The following is a 15783-nucleotide window of genomic DNA, read 5'->3' as shown; positions in this document are numbered from 1 at the left end:
AAACCCACAATCCGCACCAAACTTTCGTAAGAAACTTCAGAGCGAGTTCGTCGGTCGCCAGCAGCGCCGCCGCCCTCGTTGGTGAGCGGTTTATAGTCCCACACCCCAAAAGAAGTCAACACACAGTGGGAAAGAAAATCATGTTTCTTGTAAGTAGCTGTATTTGCTACTGTATTTCCAAAACAACCAAACACACCACAAAAACCATCGAAACACCCGGATTCCAACGCCAAGAATCTTGTCCAGATAGTCAAAACGAAAGCGTACGAGATTTGCCGATATTCGCACTATCCCAAGCAGCCTGCAGGATGGTGGTTTCCCGGCCCGATATAGAGACCTCCCACCATGTCACATCCTTAACCACAGCCCTTTTTAGGGCTTCCTGTCAGTTCGTATTCCCGCGACAGTTCATTAAGCTGCCCGCGATCGACAAATGCGGCCCTCCTTGATCTGACCGGCCCTGGCCGAAGCCTCGGTTCCCAGCCGTGGAATTCCATTTTCAAATCTAACGGTCCGGCACGGCCAAACAACGCTTGAATCGCCTCTGCAACTTCTCTTGCCTCATTGAGCGGCTTGGGGATCGCCTCATTGCGCCACTGTTGCGGCCAGGGCCTGATCTCCAGTCCCTTCATTGCGCCGGATGCATGCTGGTTAGCGTGGATAATAACGTTGCTGGGGATCAGGCATTCGAAACCACCATCATCTGACATTGCCTGGAAGAGACGCGATCAGGCGCCTTTTCGGTTCCAACGGCTAAGACGCCGAAAGGCGCCGTTCCAATCGCCGAGCATCCGGCAGTTCCCGACAAGGCGCGCCAGTTCGCTCAATCCACAAGACCGCCTCCACGAACATGCGATTATCGCGCGCCGAAGAACCCCCGTGCCATAATCGCCAATGACACTGCCGCGATATCCGATCCCAGTCACGAAGAGAAGATCGGTGCGCCCGCGGACACTATCTCCAAAGCACAGCCTCGAATAACATCATCAGCTGTTTGGGATTTCTAAAAGTCCACACCCCCTGGCCTCGGTTAGGTGCGCGCGCTGGCTCTACAGTCCGAGAGCTTCCCGCAGGTCGCTTCCCCTATTTTCGCGCATGTCAAGGTCGGCTTCTATGTGATCGATGTGGTGGACCATCAGATGACAGGCACGGTCGAGGTCGTCGCTTTCGATCGCTGTGACGATATCCTGATGTTCCTGATGGCCGCAGCTTGAAATGGCTGATTGACCATAGAGGGCAATGACCAGTGAGGAACGGGCGACAAGCTCATCCATAAAACGCTGCATGACGGCATTCCCGGTTATCGAGGCGAGCGTCAGGTGAAAATCGCCAGAAGCCTTAATCTCGGCACGTCGTGCCGTCTGGCCACGTTCGCCCGTCAGGCGGCCTTCTTCCGTCAGCAATTGCCGAAGATGCTGCAGATGCGACGGCCCGATATGTTTCGCGGCTTCGCGCAAAATACCCGGCTCGATCACCCGGCGCGTGGCAAAGATCTGGCGTGCCTCTTCCGGCGAAGGGTAGGCGACGAAGGCGCCGCGGTTTTTCTCGACATTGACCAAACCCTCATAAGACAGGGCTTGCAAAGCACCACGCACCAGGGTGCGGCTGACCTTGAACAGCGCTCCGACATCTGCCTCTGATAGTTTTGTTCCGGGCGCCAGTCTGCGGTCGACGATCGCATCACGAATGGAATCGCGGATATACTGCGTGCTGACGTCGATCGGGTCTTCGGCGGGCGCTGCTGCTGATGTCATCAAGTCGTGTTCCGGGTTGTGTGCCTTAGCCTAGCGCGCTTCTGGAGCAAAGTTAATGGGAATTTGTCTGCATCTGCGTGATCAAATTGTATACGATCATTTGAATGCATTGCTGACGAACGGCTATATTTTAAGCAATCCTTAAGGTGCGTAAAATCACGGCAATTTTGTCATGTCGAAAATAATCCAGTCAATTCAGCTTCTTGTTGCGGCGCACACAGTTTGGCACGCTTGATGCATGGATATTCCCGTCACAGGGGAGACTTGATGTCCAAAGCGGCTGAAATCGATATCGTATCCGTTTCCAAGATTTATGGCAGCACGACTGCCGTCCATTCCATCAGCCTGAAAATACCGTCCGGCAGTTATTGCTGCTTTCTCGGGCCGTCCGGCTGCGGCAAAACCTCGACGCTCCGGATGATCGCCGGCCACGAAAGCATTTCCTCGGGCGACATTCGCCTCGGCAATACGGTGGTCACCGACTTCCCGCCTGCCAAGCGCGGCACGGCAATGATGTTCCAGTCCTATGCGCTGTTTCCGCATCTCGATCTGATCGACAACGTTGCCTTCAGTTTGAAGATGAAAGGCGTCGAGAAGGAAGAGCGTCGCGCCAAGGCGCTGGATATGCTCAAGCTAATGCAGATGGAGCCCTATGCCAACCGGCGTCCGGCCCAGCTTTCAGGTGGCCAGCAGCAACGCGTGGCGTTGGCGCGTGCGCTAATCACCGATCCGGAAGCACTGCTCCTCGATGAGCCGCTATCGGCGCTCGATCCCTTCTTGAAGATCCGCATGCGCGCAGAACTGAAGAAGCTGCAGAAGAGGTTGGGGATCACCTTCGTGCACGTCACCCATAGCCAGGAAGAGGCGATGGCGCTCGCCGACATCATCGTCATCATGAATGACGGGCGCATCGAGCAGGCGGCGCATCCGCGCGAGGTGTTCGAGCGCCCTGCAACGGCTTTCGTCGCACGTTTCATGGGCGATCACAATGTTCTCACCGGCCGCGTCGTTGATAGCGGCGAGGGTAAGGTGACCCTGGAGGTGGCCGAGGGCCAGACATTTACCGTCGCCGGACCGGCGCAGCAGCCTGGAGCACCGGTCGATATTGGCGTGCGCACCGACCGGGTGCGGCTGGCGCAGCCATCCGAGAAAACGCTCGGCTTCAATGGCGTCGTGTCCAATGTCGAGTATCGCGGATCGTCCGTGAAGATCACCGTCGTCGGCGCTGGCAGCGACGATTTTACCGTCATTGCCACAGACGCCGACTATTTCGAAAAACCCGTATCGGTCGGCGACGCCGTGCCGCTCAGCTGGGGCCTTGAGGATGCCGTCCTGCTTGGCCGGATTGCCGCCTGAACCTTTCCATCACCATCAAAAAAGAGGGAACTGATATGACCACTGAAACCAAGACTCCCAAAGGCATTTCACGTCGCGGCTTGCTGAAAACCGGCGCAGCCGCAACCGGTGCCATGATCGGCTCCGGCCTGATCACCGGCTTCCCGACCATCTGGGCGCAGAACCCGATTACGCTGCGCCAATTCGGCACCGGCGTATCGAACATCAACGCCATTGCCGAAAAGTGCAAAGCCGACCTCGGCATCACGCTTGAAATGACGGCAACGGACAGCGACGCCGCCGCACAGCGCGCCGTGACGCAGCCGGACAGCTACGACATTGCCGACATTGAATACTGGATTCTGAAGAAGGTGTTCCCCGCCGGTGTCATCCAGCCGATGGACATCAAGAAGCTGAAATATTACGACAAGATCGTGCCGCTGTTCAAAACCGGCAAGCTGAAGCCGGACAGCGTGATTGCGCAGGGTACCGCGCCTCACACGGTCGGCTATGTCGAAGCAGTCGGTGACAAGACGTTTGCCAAGGGCGAAACCCAGTTCTTCACCATGGTTCCGACCATCTACAACGCCGATACGCTCGGCATCCGTCCCGACCTCGTCGGCCGCGACATCACCTCCTGGGCCGATATCATGGACCCCGCTTTCAAGGGCAAGACCTCGATCCTCAACATTCCGTCGATCGGCATCATGGATGCCGCGATGATCATGGAAGCCATGGGCAACATCAAATATGCCGACAAGGGCAACATGACCAAGGAAGAGATCGACGCAACGATCGAATTCCTGATCAAAGCCAAGCAGGACGGCCAGTTCCGCGCCTTCTGGAAATCCTTCGACGAAAGCGTCAACCTGATGGCCTCCGGCGAAGTTGTGATTCAGTCGATGTGGTCACCCGCCGTTGCGGCCGTCCGCTCGAAGGGGATCGCCTGCAAATATCAGCCGCTCAAGGAAGGCTATCGCTCGTGGGGCGGCGGTCTTGGTCTTGCAGCCCATCTCGAGGGTGCGCAGCTCGACGCGGCGTATGAATATATCAACTGGTACACGTCCGGATGGGTCGGTGGCTACCTCAACCGCCAGGGCTACTATTCCGCCGCCATGGACACCGCCAAGGAGTTCATGACCGCCGACGAATGGGGTTACTGGATCGAAGGCAAGGCCGCCGCTGGCGACATCATGTCCCCCGAAGGCAAGGTCATGGAGAAGGCCGGCGCCGTCCGCGACGGTGGCTCGTTCGAAGAGCGCATGGGCAAGGTCGCCTGCTGGAACTCGGTGATGGACGAGGACCGCTACATGGTGAAGCGCTGGAACGAGTTCATAGCGGCGTAAAGGGCCGCCCCCACCTAGCCCTCTCCCCGTAGATGGGGAGAGGGGACGACAGAGCCAACCGCTTATTCCTTCTCCCCGTTCTAGGGGAGAAGGTGCCCGACAGGGCGGATGAGGGTTTTTTGCGACTCAAAGATCAAAACCGGAGACCGACGACGTGACAGCAGTCATCACGGAAGAAGAGACGCAGGCTTCGGAGCCAGGAAAGTCAGCGTTCGCTGCCAGCATCGGCAAGGTCGCGGTTCATACCGCCTCTTATCTGCAGGCTGCGCCCCTGGCGCTGATCCTCGGCTTTTTCTTCCTGCTGCCGATCCTGATGATCGCCGTCGTCAGCTTCTGGGACTACGATTTTGCCGGGCTCTATCCTGATTTCCTGACCATGAACTACAGTGACACGCTCGGCTCTTGGGTCACCTGGAAAACCTATCTCAACACGCTGAAATACACGGCGATGGTCTGGGGACTGACGTTGTTGATCGGCTTCTGGGTCGCCTATTTCCTCGCCTTCCATATCCCGCACGACAACCATGCAAATGGTGCTGTTTCTCGTCTGCACCGTGCCGTTCCTGACATCCAACATCATCCGGATGATCTCGTGGATTCCGGTTCTTGGCCGCAACGGCCTGGTCAACACCACGTTGATCGAGATGGGTGTCATCCCGCAGCCGATCGAATGGCTGCTCTATTCCGATTTCGCCGTGGTTCTGGCGATGGTGCATCTCAATACGCTGTTCATGGTGACGCCGATTTTCAACACGCTGATGCGCATCGACCGGTCGCTGATCGAGGCGGCGCGCGATGTCGGCGCCAATGGCTGGCAGGTCCTCTGGAACGTCATCATACCGCTCGCCAAACCCGGCATCGCCATTGGTTCGATCTTCGTCGTGACGCTGGTGATGGCGGATTTCTCGACAGTTCAAGTGATGTCCGGCGGCCAGAGCGCTTCTGTGGCGCTGATGATGAAGAACCAAATGTCACTGCTGCAATATCCGGCAGCTGCCGCCAACGCAGTGGTGCTGCTGATCGTCGTGCTGTCAATGGTCGCCGCCATTCTGCGTGTCGTCGATATCCGCAAGGAGCTGTGAGATGAGCCACGAAAAGCGCACCCTCGAATTCTACGTGCTGGCGGCCTTCTTCACGATTTTCGTGTTGTTTCTCTAAGGTCCGCTGTCGGCCGTATTTATTCTGTCCTTTCAGGGGCCGGACGGAGGCCTGACGTTTCCGCTCAATGGCGTCTCCGTGCACTGGTTCTTCAACCTGTTCGAACGGCAGGCGGTCGGGGATTTCGGGGCGTCCTTCAAGCGCTCATTCTCGCTCGGGCTGATGGTGATGATCGTCAACGTCACTGTGTCGCTGCTGGCTGGCCTTGCTTTCCGCCGAAAGTTCAAGGGATCAACGATGTTGTTCTATCTCACGGTCGCAAGCCTCGTTGTGCCGTCGATCATCATTTCGCTCGGAATTGGCGTTGTCTTCCAGCAGTTCGGCCTGAAACCAGCATGGTATACCTCGGCCTTCGGCGCACACCTGACCTGGACGCTGCCCTTCGGCGTGTTGATCATGTTTGCCGTGTTCAACCGGTTTTCGCCTGCCTATGAGGAAGCCGCCCGCGATCTTGGCGCCACGTCCTGGCAGACCTTCCGCCATGTGGTATTGCCGATGATCGCACCCAGCCTGATTGGCGTCGGGCTGTTCGGCTTCACGCTTTCCTATGATGAATTCGCCCGCACATTGATGACCTCCGGCACCTACAACACGCTGCCGCTCGAAATCTACGGCATGACGACCAACGTTACGACGCCGGTGCTTTATGCGCTCGGTACCGTCACAACCCTGTTTTCCTTCTCCATCATCCTGCTTGCGCTCGCCATTATCCTGGTCATGCGCCACCGGCAGGCGAAAGTGGTCTGATCCCGCATGCGCATCCTCGTCGTCAATCCCAACACTACCCGATCCATGACGGACAAGGCGGTGGAAGCTGCCCGCGCAGTTGCAGCCGCCGGTACCAAGATTGTCGCGGCGACCGCAAGGATGGGGCCGGCTTCGATCGAAGGCCATTATGACGGCGCGCTGGCGGTGCCGGGCTTGCTCTCCGAGATCGCCGTTGCGCAGGGCATCGATGCGGCCGTCATAGCCTGCTTCGATGATACGGGACTGGATGCTGCCCGCTCGCTCGCCCACTTTCCGGTGGTGGGGCTGTGTGAATCAGCTCTGGTGACTGCAGGTTTCCTGGCGCGGCGGTTCACCGTGGTGACGACGCTGGAGCGGTCGCGCGTCCTGCTCGAAGACTTGACACGCCGTTACGGCTTTGGCGGCCGGGTGCGGGTCAGGGCGGCCGATATTCCCGTGCTCGAACTAGAGGACCCTGCCTCCGGGGCACTCAGCAAGTTGCGGAGGCAAATAGAGATCGCGCTTGTGGAGGACGGCGCCGAGGCGATCGTTCTGGGCTGCGCGGGCATGGCCGATCTCGCCCACGCGCTGCAACAGCAATATGGCGTACCCGTTATCGACGGTGTATCTGCAGCCGTAAAGCAGGCAGAAGCACTGGTTGCCCAGCGCCTGACCACCAGCAAGCGTGGCTCCTACGTCACGCCGCTCGCCAAGACCTATGAGGGCGCTCTAGCTGAGTTCTCGCCGATCGGCAGGTAGGCTGCAAGTTGATCCTAGAGAGAAAACATTCCAAATACAGGTTTAAGGGTGGCGTCAGAACAAGACGCTATATGCCGAAGGCACCGTTAGTGCCGCAACGATGAGCTGGTCATGATCGAGTTTCTGCGCCGCGATCAGAACCTCGAGCCGGTTACGGAACGTTTGGCTTTTGCATGAGGACAGTCATGCAGTTTTTACCGGTCTTTTCGCTGATTTTCAGCGCGGATGCGTAGTGGCGATTGGTACAGCTCCGTGTCAGCATGGCGATGATTTGGGCTTCTTGAATGCTCAGCTTGACCGGGGGCCTGGCGGCAATCCGCAGCGAAGCCAGCCGTGGCTCCTCGACAAGTTTTCAGGCCAGGCTCAGGGCGTATTAATTAAGCTCTTTCCAATTTGGAGGAGTTTCGATTCACTCCTGGCAGGAGGACTTGTCATGAGCGATTTGTTTTTTCTGACGCCATCGCAACTTGGCCGGATCACGCCGCAATTCCCTCTCCCCAAAATCACCACGGATTTTGCACAAGCTCGAGCCGAGAAAAGGGTTTTTGCAGGTCGGTAGTTTGAAGGATGCTGGCGATTATCTTGCGGAAAAGCGCTTGGACCCTGTCAAAATTATGCAAGTTGTTCATTCACGCATGCTGGGCGCAGTTTCTCATCTACCGCGGTTTCACAAAAATACCTTGGAAATCGGATGGTTTTTTTGGCCCCGTTGAAAATGCGCGAATGCCTGTTCGGTGGCGGATTCCACGTCTGCTTGGCTGATATTCGTCGTTTTCACGATCTCGCGCGCAAATTCCTCGTTGGTCGTGGCCCCGAACGCATTGCCATGCGAAAGCATTTCGGCCATCGCCATCTTATCCGAATGGATGATCAGTTTGCGGGCTGCAACCGCGTCCTGCACGACGCCCGATCCCTGCAAGCTATACAATGAGACTTCGTAGGGCAGCAGCACGGCATCGACGGATTGGAAAAGAGCAATAAAGTCATCCTGATCCATCAAGGCCGAATGCTGTTCAACACTCACCTTCCCGTTATGGGACGCAAAAGAGGCGAGATCCTTATAGATGCCGGAATTCCCAAAATCAGGCTCTGAGCCTTGGATAATAAATTGGATCGGGGGAGTACTGCTCTGTGTTGCCTGCGCGGTGGCCTCTACAATGCCGTGAAGTCGGCGGCTACCCTTTTCTAGCCTTGGAGCTCCGAAGATTCCGACTCGGAACGTGCGTATGTTGCCTGTTTTGCAGGGCTGCGTTGCCGTGAGTTCGATGCTGCAAGGAAGGTAAAAATAGGGGTGAATCGAAAGGCCAAACTGTGCCTGTGCGTATCCGGCGAATTCCACAGTCTCCGAAAAGAGGGTAATTCTATCCGAATTCATTTTTGCTGCTGCATTTAGTGCCCGCTTGCGGATAGCGTGGTCGTGCTCGCCAAAGTCGGGGCTTAAAAAGCGCAAGCAAATCGCTGGAGCCTTACTTCCCAGGCGTTCAGCGACAATTTGAGCAGCTTCAAGCATGTTCAGGTCAGCGGACGGTATAATCACAAGGTCTTGGCGGCTCAGACCTAATCGTTTGCAGGCTTCGACAAGCGTATCGACCATGGGCTCAGGTGGACGCAGCGACGGTTTCCCACGCATTGCAATTGTCAGAAACGCGGCCAGCTTTTGTCGAATACTTCCGTACTTCGCGCGCGCGGCAAGTTTCGCCAGCTTGCTCGCATCTACGCCGAATTTTCCAACCGCAGGCCCGAGAAAGTCATCGTAGCCGTCGCCCGCCAGTATATGGCAGGAATGATTCGGCAAAAGGCGCTGCAACGCCGATATTTGCGTATGAAAGTGGCCGTTATTGCGAACAAGCTTCCTTTCAACGATCAGCATTTTGCGGACCTGTTGCTGCGCCGACGTTTTAGGTTTTTCGAGCAATTGACACCCTTTAGTTGCCGACAGTTTTAATAAGTGAAACCTGAGGATTTGGCGAGTTCAATTTTTCTAACGTGGATGCGTACGCGCAAGTTTCTTGCATTCCACGCAGGCTTCACGTAGCGATTACTTGAAGAGTTAACACTAACCCAGGCAGGTTACGACGTGGGCATTAGAAAATGGTTGGGACTGAAGAAGACCCCCCCTTCAGTGGAGCGTCCGGCTTTTTGGAACGCACACAGCTTTTCCCAGTTGCAGCAGGACCGTTGGGTTGTGGCGGAGCTGAGTGGTAAGCGTGCGGGCTTCTTTGTCGAGATAGGTGCCTTTGACGGCAAGCAGCTTAGCAACACATATCTGCTCGAAACCGAGTATGATTGGAAGGGAATATTGGCTGAGCCTAATCCCTTGTTTGCCGACGGTATTCGTCAGATCAGGAGAGCTTCGCTCTATACACAGCCAGTCGATGCGGTGACTGGCAAGTCGGTGACGATGCGGTTTGTCGCCGATCATCCTGAGCTTTCGTCCATGACCGATCATGCTTTCAAGGACCGCCACGCCGATATCCGGCGAAAGGAAAGCGTGGAAATCGTGCAAACGACAATCAGCCTCAATGAGCTACTTGATGCCCATGGCGCGCCCGCGGATATCGATTTCATCAGCATCGATACCGAAGGCAACGAGCCGGATATCCTCTCTACCTTCGATTTTGACCGATTTAACGTCCGCCTGTTCTGCATTGAGCATAACAATACCGACGCGAACGAAAAGCTGGATAAAATCCTCCTCCCGAAGGGGTATGATCGTGTTTATCGTGAATGGTCCAGATGGGATGCGTGGTACCGGAAGCGCTGAGCAATGAAGTTCGCTTGGATAGTCGGGGTAACGTCCACGCTCCAATCTTCTTCGATCGATGGCTTAGGGAAAATGGATGCTTAAAAGACTGCTTAAAAAGGTACGTGGGTCCCGTATTCCGAGAGCCTACGGAAATCCGGCCACGCTTGATAAAGCAAATATTGTCATCGAGAGATATAGAGAGATTATCTCCGATCCGCTCAATCTGTTGATCGCGAAGGTTCCCGCAGCCGGTTACGTTGACAGAGACAAATGTGTGATCCTACACAACGGTCACCGTGTTGCCGTCGAAGGCGACCTCGCCTATTATAAGGATTTTAGCGATATCCTGATCTTGAACCGCGGCGTTCACGAGCCACTGGAGGAATATTGTTTCCAGGAAACCTTGAAGCAGATCAAAAGTACTTTACCGCGTATGATAGAGCTTGGCGCATACTGGGCTCATTACTCGATGTGGTTCCTGCAGAACTTCCCGGACGCGCAATGTTTTATGGTTGAGCCTGAAGAAATCAACCTGCGATGCGGTCAGAACAACTTCAGGATCAATAACTACTCGGGCGAGTTCATCAAATCCTTCGTGGGTGTGGACTCATTTCAGGTCGATGATTTTACCGTCAGCCGCAAGTTAGATCGCCTCGATATCTTGCATTCTGACATTCAAGGATACGAAGTCGAGATGTTGCGAGGTGGCAAAAACTTCCTTAGCGAAAAACGTGTCGATTACGTTTTCATTTCGACACACAGCCAGAGTATGCACGCCGAAGTTGTAGATATTCTTGCCGGGTATGGATACAGGATCGAGGTCTCTTCTGACTTTGACAATCAGTCGACAAGCCTCGACGGTTTTATTTTGGCCTCATCACCGAATGTTACCCCCGTATTCTCGGAATTTTCTCCCCTCGGACGTCTCGATATTGCGGCGGCCGACCCGAGGCAACTCGTGGCGTATCTCGACTCGGCGCCCTGATATCCGGAGTAGGCCTCGGCGTTGGTTCGAGTGAGTGTTTGGCATCATATCATTCTATATTCAGCTTCCGAAACAGCGCTCATGTTCATTTTCTGATTGGGACACCGGGTCAAGTCTTGCGACAAGCGCCGTGGCGCTAGCGCTTCTTAAACGGCACTCCAGTTTGGAAAAGGTAGTGCAGTCTAGACAATCTGCTACCGGTCAGGTTCCTCGACCATAAAGGTTGATTGTAATCCATCACAAGCTGTAGACAGCATGCGCTTGTTAGATAATGAGGGTCGGTTTGACAAAGACAGCATTAATCACGGGTGTAACCGGTCAGGACGGCGCCTACTTGGCGCGGCTTCTGCTCGATAAAGGTTACACAGTTCACGGCGTAAAACGGCGCTCTTCGTCGTTCAATACCGGGCGGATTGAAGGCATATATCAAGATCCGCACGAGGCGGATCCGCGTTTCATCCTCCACTACGGCGACATGACGGATGCAACCAATCTGATCCGAATTGTGCAGGAAACGCAGCCCGACGAAATTTATAATCTTGCTGCGCAAAGTCATGTGCAAGTTTCGTTTGAGACTCCCGAATATACCGCAAATGCGGATGGAACAGGAACCCTCCGTCTCTTGGAAGCGATCCGGATTCTTGGACTTGAAAATAAAAGCCGTTTCTACCAAGCCTCGACATCCGAGCTGTATGGGCTTGTGCAAGAGGTACCCCAGAGCGAAAAAACACCTTTCTATCCGCGGTCTCCATATGCGGTGGCGAAGCTCTATGCCTACTGGATCGTCGTGAACTATCGCGAAGCTTATGGGATGCACGCATCCAACGGCATCCTGTTCAATCACGAAAGTCCGCTGCGTGGTGAGACCTTCGTTACGCGAAAAATTACCCGCGCCGTGGCGGCGATCTCCCTTGGCAAGCAGGAGAAGCTTTACCTCGGAAACCTCAATGCAAAGCGGGATTGGGGCCATGCGAAAGACTACGTTCTGGGAATGTGGCTCATGCTGCAGCAGGACACGCCGGATGACTATGTTCTCGCCACCGGCAAGACCACCGAGGTACGCCAGTTTGTTGAGTGGGCGTTCAAGGATGTTGGTATCGATATCGTGTGGAAGGGAACTGGGGTCGACGAAAAAGGCTACGATGACGTAACCGGTAAAATGCTTGTCGAGGTTGATCGCCGCTACTTCCGGCCGACAGAAGTTGAGCTTTTACTCGGAGATCCCACCAAGGCTAAGGAAAAACTCGGGTGGGTTCACGATACCAGTGTGCGTGAATTGGTGTCCGAAATGGTAAGGGAAGACTACGATCTCATGCAGGCTTCTGCGATCACGAAGGACGTCTGATGTTTGAACTGGCGGGCAAGCGCGTATGGGTCGCTGGCCACCGCGGGATGGTGGGCAGTGCGGTCGTTCGGCGTCTTGCTTCCGAGGCGTGCGAGGTGGTGACTGCTGACCGCAGCACAGTTGATCTCAGGCGCCAGGCGCAGGTGGAAACCTATCTCAATGATGTCAAGCCCGATGCGATAGTCTTAGCTGCGGCGAAAGTGGGGGGTATACTTGCCAACGATACTTATCCGGCAGACTTTCTCTATGACAACCTGATGATTGAGGCCAACATCATGCAGGCGGCGCACGAGAATAACATCGGGCGCCTGCTTTTTCTTGGTTCGAGCTGCATTTATCCGAAGCTGAACGCACAGCCGATAACCGAAGATTCGCTGTTGACCGGGCCACTCGAACCCACAAATGAGGCCTATGCTATCGCCAAGATTGCCGGGATAAAGATGGCACAGGCTTACCGCCGGCAACATGGGCACGATTATATTTCCGCGATGCCGACAAATCTCTATGGACCGGGCGATAATTTCGATCTGAACTCGAGCCATGTCATCCCGGCTCTTATTCGCAAAACCCATGAAGCTAAGCTCAACGGTGATAAGGAAGTCGTTGTCTGGGGCACGGGTTCACCGCGCCGGGAGTTTCTTCATGCCGAAGATTGTGCCGACGCACTGGTATTCCTTTTGAAAACCTATTCGGGCGATCAACATGTGAATGTAGGGTACGGCGATGATGTGACGATCTTGGAGCTTACACGAATCGTCTGTGGTGTAGTTGGCTTTACGGGCAAGATCGTTCAGGATTTGTCCAAACCGGATGGCACACCGCGCAAGCTAATGAGTTCGGACAAACTGAGAGGCATGGGATGGGCGCCGTCAATTCCATTGCGGGCTGGAATTGAAAGCACGTACGGGTGGTTCTTAGAGTCTACCTCGAAAAGGTCTCAATGACTGTCAACGCCTTGCAAGACACCTGCTCACGAGGAGAATGTGGGCGATCATGATCCACGCCTCGACTGAGACGATGGACTTTTCGACATCCTTAGGAAGCGCCGAACATTTGCCGCTGCGGCTTTAGGGATTTGGGCTGATAGTATAGTTCCATTCGCCATGGAACTCGTCGGTGATGATGTTGAGCGCGCATGACGGCGTCGGCAATCTTGATGCCGGCGGGATAATGGGTTCCATCGAGTTCGCAGCGTACCATCAGGCCTGTCGTTGACGTTGTGGCACCGATCAATTCGACAATGGTTTGGTAGTCAGTGAGCGGCCGCCCGCGCCAGTTGCGAGAGATGAACGAGAAGCGCCTGAGTTCGATCTTGTTCCACTTGCTGGCAAGTTTACAGGTGTTGACGAGGGATGCGATGACCGCGAAGGTCTATCCACCCCGCTCGTTGCCAACGAACAAAGAGTCCTTTCTCGTCAGTGCCACGGATTTCATCGAACGCTCGACGACATTTTAGTCTTCCTCGATCCGGTCATCATCGAGAAACGCTGTCAGCCCACCTCAACGGTTGAATGTGTAGGAAACTGCCTTGCCAAGCGCCGACTTCGACGAGACCTCGTCTTTCAGCTCGGTAAGCTTGGCCTTCAGCTCCCCCATGATGGACGCCGTCTCGCGATGCCTGACGATGAGCCGGGTATCGGCATTTTCCCCGCGCAGGCCTGCTTCGATGCGATAGATTTCGGCGATCCTGGCGAGGATCGACAAAGCCTCTGAAGAGCCGGTCAGCTTGACGACATCGACAAACTTGCGTCGCGCGTGAGCAAGGCAGAAGACCAGTCGCACTGGCGCGATGTTGCTCTTTCGCCTTGTCGCTGCGCCGGATAATCTCGACTATCCAGCCCCCGATCTACTTCAGCCGGACCGAGTTCGATGCTCTGGAGATTTTCAAGGCCGGCGAAGCCGTGAGATAATTGAAAACCGCCTCCAACAGCGCTGACTTGCTTTCCGGCGAAAGCAGTGTGTTGAGGACCAAGCGCGCGTCGCGCAGATTAGGCGCGCGCTGCGGCATGAGTCCTACCCACGGAACGGCAAGTATGTTGTCCTGAGGCGCTATAACCTCTCCCCGGCATCGCCTTTGGCGCGGCTTTCTGACGCCTGTAAGCGCGGTTGATATGACCGCTGGCCCTGATCATGAGACCCGGCCCGCTCCCTGTCATATTACCGTGCTTGATCGCTCAATACGGTGCAAAGGGCTCGAACGATCCATGTCGGTCCACTCTGCTTTTGCCTTCACATCACTCCATCATGACGCCGCCAGCTTTCTTGTCCCAGCCTTTGTTCCCCAAGCGCAGTTCGGATAGGGCCTATCTTATCGAGTTGTCGAGTATGCTGGATATCGTCCTTCTCTGGTCATGATCGCCCTTGCATTGCGCGCCATTTTGTCAGCCAGAGCGACAGCGGTTGTGCACACCTTTCCCTTCGAAGCAGAGACGGCTAGACGCGGTTCGTGGGTTTGGTTGAGCCGTACACAGCTATCAACGAGTGAGCCTCAGCAAAATCCGTTCAGCTTCAGGATCTTATACGCCTCGATCGAGGCACGAAGCTCGTCTTCGGAGGTTCGATTACCCTGGTTGGCGTCGGGATGGTGCATTTTGAGCCTTTCCTTATAGCGGCTCCTGATCTCCTCCGGTGTCGCGTCTTCCGAAAGACCGAGTGTTTCGAAAGCCTTGGCCTCGAGAACCTTGAGTTTTCGTCTTTGAAGGCTTGTGTTTTGTGCCTGGCGCTTTGTGGCGGTCTTGCGGGCGTTGATTGTCTTGGCAGAACCGGAGCGGAGAGTAGACGGCATCGGGATCTCGGTCGCTTCGCTCACCCTCGTTCCAAAGGTCGCACGACTACCGGTCGTCGCTTCCTTTTGGTAGCGGGCGACGTCCGCGTTCGATGGAGGCGTCGTGAAACTGTAGCCTTTGTTATATTCTTTCACGTGCTCAAGACAGAACAACAGATACAGGCCTTCCGCACCTGGTCCAACAGGCGCGCGATGCGTGCCAGTCTTTTCACAACCGTCCCATTGGCATTTCGGACCAGCGGGTTCGCCGGTGGGAACGGATTTTTTCCGGGCAGACTTCAGCCCTACAAATATCTTCGAATCAAGCGTCATGACGCCTATATGGACGCAGATGGGTCATTTCGGCAATAATTGATGCGTTTTGAGGAGTTGTTTTTCAATCTGCCCTAAATAGGCGCCTGTGGCGGCGTCTCGTGCGCGACTAGGAGAAGCGCATCGACTGCTCACAGGCCGTGATCCACATCGCAATGGGAAGCCTACTCATCAGGCGCAGAGCCCATCAACAGCTATTCTCAAACAGATGGGGTGATTGGTGTCTGCGCCGCGGGTGTGGCTGCTCCCTTGAGGATGTTGTTAGAAGGTGGTCCGTGTTGATCGGCCACAAGCATCGAAAGGAAGCAGCCATGACCGGGGCGGAAATCCACGGGTCGAACGCCCGAAACTGTTCACACGGAACCAACCAACTCTGTCCAACATCCGGGTTTCAGCGTCACGGATTATTGAATTGATGAAGACGGCGTGGCTCTTCAAAATGAAAACCGGACAGGCTGGAGTATCGATGCAACACATCGCTTCAGTTGCAAAAGAACCATAATTGGTCCACCAACGTCATCTGTGAACGACA

General features: G+C 55.3%; 12 protein-coding genes and 7 pseudogenes. 11 read left to right on the top strand and 8 right to left on the bottom strand.

Features of this window, described 5'->3' with window-relative positions; translation table 11 throughout:
• The 3 genes and pseudogenes from R6X40_RS30170 to R6X40_RS30155 form a co-directional block, all read right to left on the bottom strand.
• Nucleotides 1-233, bottom strand: a 233-nt coding sequence (locus R6X40_RS30170) for a hypothetical protein (RefSeq protein ID WP_318418725.1), incomplete at its 3' end; no start/stop codon positions are given.
• A gap of 384 nt (nucleotides 234-617) precedes the next feature.
• Nucleotides 618-912 (bottom strand): annotated as a pseudogene (locus R6X40_RS31710) (transposase); the annotation flags it as partial.
• A 137-nt stretch (nucleotides 913-1049) separates the two neighbouring features.
• Nucleotides 1050-1754 carry a GntR family transcriptional regulator gene (locus tag R6X40_RS30155; protein WP_318418723.1) on the bottom strand — a complete coding sequence of 235 codons (705 nt, stop codon included), beginning with the start codon at nucleotides 1752-1754 and terminating at the stop codon, nucleotides 1050-1052.
• Between the two features lie 267 nt (nucleotides 1755-2021).
• Between R6X40_RS30155 and R6X40_RS30150 the strand changes: the two genes are divergently transcribed.
• The 6 genes and pseudogenes from R6X40_RS30150 (at nucleotide 2022) to R6X40_RS30125 (ending at nucleotide 7637) form a co-directional block, all read left to right on the top strand.
• Nucleotides 2022-3110 carry an ABC transporter ATP-binding protein gene (locus R6X40_RS30150; protein WP_318418722.1) on the top strand — a complete coding sequence of 363 codons (1089 nt, stop codon included), beginning with the start codon at nucleotides 2022-2024 and terminating at the stop codon, nucleotides 3108-3110.
• A 35-nt stretch (nucleotides 3111-3145) separates the two neighbouring features.
• A complete protein-coding gene (locus R6X40_RS30145) occupies nucleotides 3146-4435 on the top strand; it encodes a PotD/PotF family extracellular solute-binding protein (RefSeq protein ID WP_318418720.1) in 1290 nt (429 codons plus the stop codon).
• A 223-nt stretch (nucleotides 4436-4658) separates the two neighbouring features.
• Nucleotides 4659-5517, top strand: a pseudogene (locus R6X40_RS30140) (ABC transporter permease).
• Nucleotide 5518: 1 nt separating this feature from the next.
• Nucleotides 5519-6340, top strand: a pseudogene (locus R6X40_RS30135) (ABC transporter permease).
• Nucleotides 6341-6346: 6 nt separating this feature from the next.
• Nucleotides 6347-7078: an aspartate/glutamate racemase family protein gene (locus R6X40_RS30130; protein WP_318418718.1), complete on the top strand. Its 732-nt coding sequence runs from the start codon at nucleotides 6347-6349 to the stop codon at nucleotides 7076-7078.
• 169 nt (nucleotides 7079-7247) lie between these two features.
• Nucleotides 7248-7637: a hypothetical protein gene (locus R6X40_RS30125; RefSeq protein ID WP_318418717.1), complete on the top strand. Its 390-nt coding sequence runs from the start codon at nucleotides 7248-7250 to the stop codon at nucleotides 7635-7637.
• A 108-nt stretch (nucleotides 7638-7745) separates the two neighbouring features.
• Here R6X40_RS30125 and R6X40_RS30120 read toward each other — a convergent pair whose 3' ends face one another.
• Nucleotides 7746-8993 carry a hypothetical protein gene (locus R6X40_RS30120; RefSeq protein WP_318418716.1) on the bottom strand — a complete coding sequence of 416 codons (1248 nt, stop codon included), beginning with the start codon at nucleotides 8991-8993 and terminating at the stop codon, nucleotides 7746-7748.
• 162 nt (nucleotides 8994-9155) lie between these two features.
• Here R6X40_RS30120 and R6X40_RS30115 point away from each other — a divergent pair, with 162 nt between their 5' ends.
• From R6X40_RS30115 to fcl, 4 genes are all read left to right on the top strand, one after another.
• Nucleotides 9156-9842 (top strand): FkbM family methyltransferase, encoded by a 687-nt coding sequence (locus tag R6X40_RS30115; RefSeq protein ID WP_318418715.1) that lies wholly within the window; start codon nucleotides 9156-9158, stop codon nucleotides 9840-9842.
• Between the two features lie 76 nt (nucleotides 9843-9918).
• Entirely contained in the window at nucleotides 9919-10809 is an 891-nt protein-coding gene (locus tag R6X40_RS30110; protein WP_318418713.1) for an FkbM family methyltransferase, read from the top strand.
• A gap of 283 nt (nucleotides 10810-11092) precedes the next feature.
• Nucleotides 11093-12154, top strand: coding sequence for a GDP-mannose 4,6-dehydratase (gene gmd, locus R6X40_RS30105; RefSeq protein WP_318418711.1), 1062 nt, complete (start codon nucleotides 11093-11095; stop codon nucleotides 12152-12154).
• The gene (gene fcl / locus R6X40_RS30100; protein ID WP_318418709.1) at nucleotides 12154-13098 is read left to right on the top strand and encodes a GDP-L-fucose synthase; all 945 of its coding nucleotides are present in this window, start codon (nucleotides 12154-12156) and stop codon (nucleotides 13096-13098) included. The genes gmd and fcl overlap by 1 nt, the downstream gene beginning before the upstream one ends.
• Nucleotides 13099-13101: 3 nt before the next feature.
• On the opposite strand, the pseudogene R6X40_RS30095 reads toward fcl, so the two are convergent.
• The 4 genes and pseudogenes from R6X40_RS30095 to R6X40_RS30080 form a co-directional block, all read right to left on the bottom strand.
• Nucleotides 13102-13212 (bottom strand): annotated as a pseudogene (locus R6X40_RS30095) (IS5/IS1182 family transposase); the annotation flags it as partial.
• 9 nt (nucleotides 13213-13221) lie between these two features.
• Nucleotides 13222-13486 (bottom strand): annotated as a pseudogene (locus R6X40_RS30090) (ISAzo13-like element transposase-related protein); the annotation flags it as partial.
• A 42-nt stretch (nucleotides 13487-13528) separates the two neighbouring features.
• Nucleotides 13529-13969: pseudogene (locus R6X40_RS30085) on the bottom strand (IS66 family transposase); the annotation flags it as partial.
• A 673-nt stretch (nucleotides 13970-14642) separates the two neighbouring features.
• Entirely contained in the window at nucleotides 14643-15251 is a 609-nt protein-coding gene (locus R6X40_RS30080; protein WP_318418708.1) for a J domain-containing protein, read from the bottom strand.
• An 89-nt stretch (nucleotides 15252-15340) separates the two neighbouring features.
• Between R6X40_RS30080 and R6X40_RS30075 the strand changes: the two are divergent.
• Nucleotides 15341-15439, top strand: a pseudogene (locus R6X40_RS30075) (IS5/IS1182 family transposase); the annotation flags it as partial.
• Between the last annotated feature and the right edge of the window lie 344 nt (nucleotides 15440-15783).

It is taken from the genome of Rhizobium sp. PL01, assembly GCF_033447125.1.
In the GTDB taxonomy this organism is placed as follows: Bacteria; Pseudomonadota; Alphaproteobacteria; order Rhizobiales; family Rhizobiaceae; genus Pararhizobium.
This window is presented reverse-complemented; position numbering and strand designations above follow the sequence as displayed.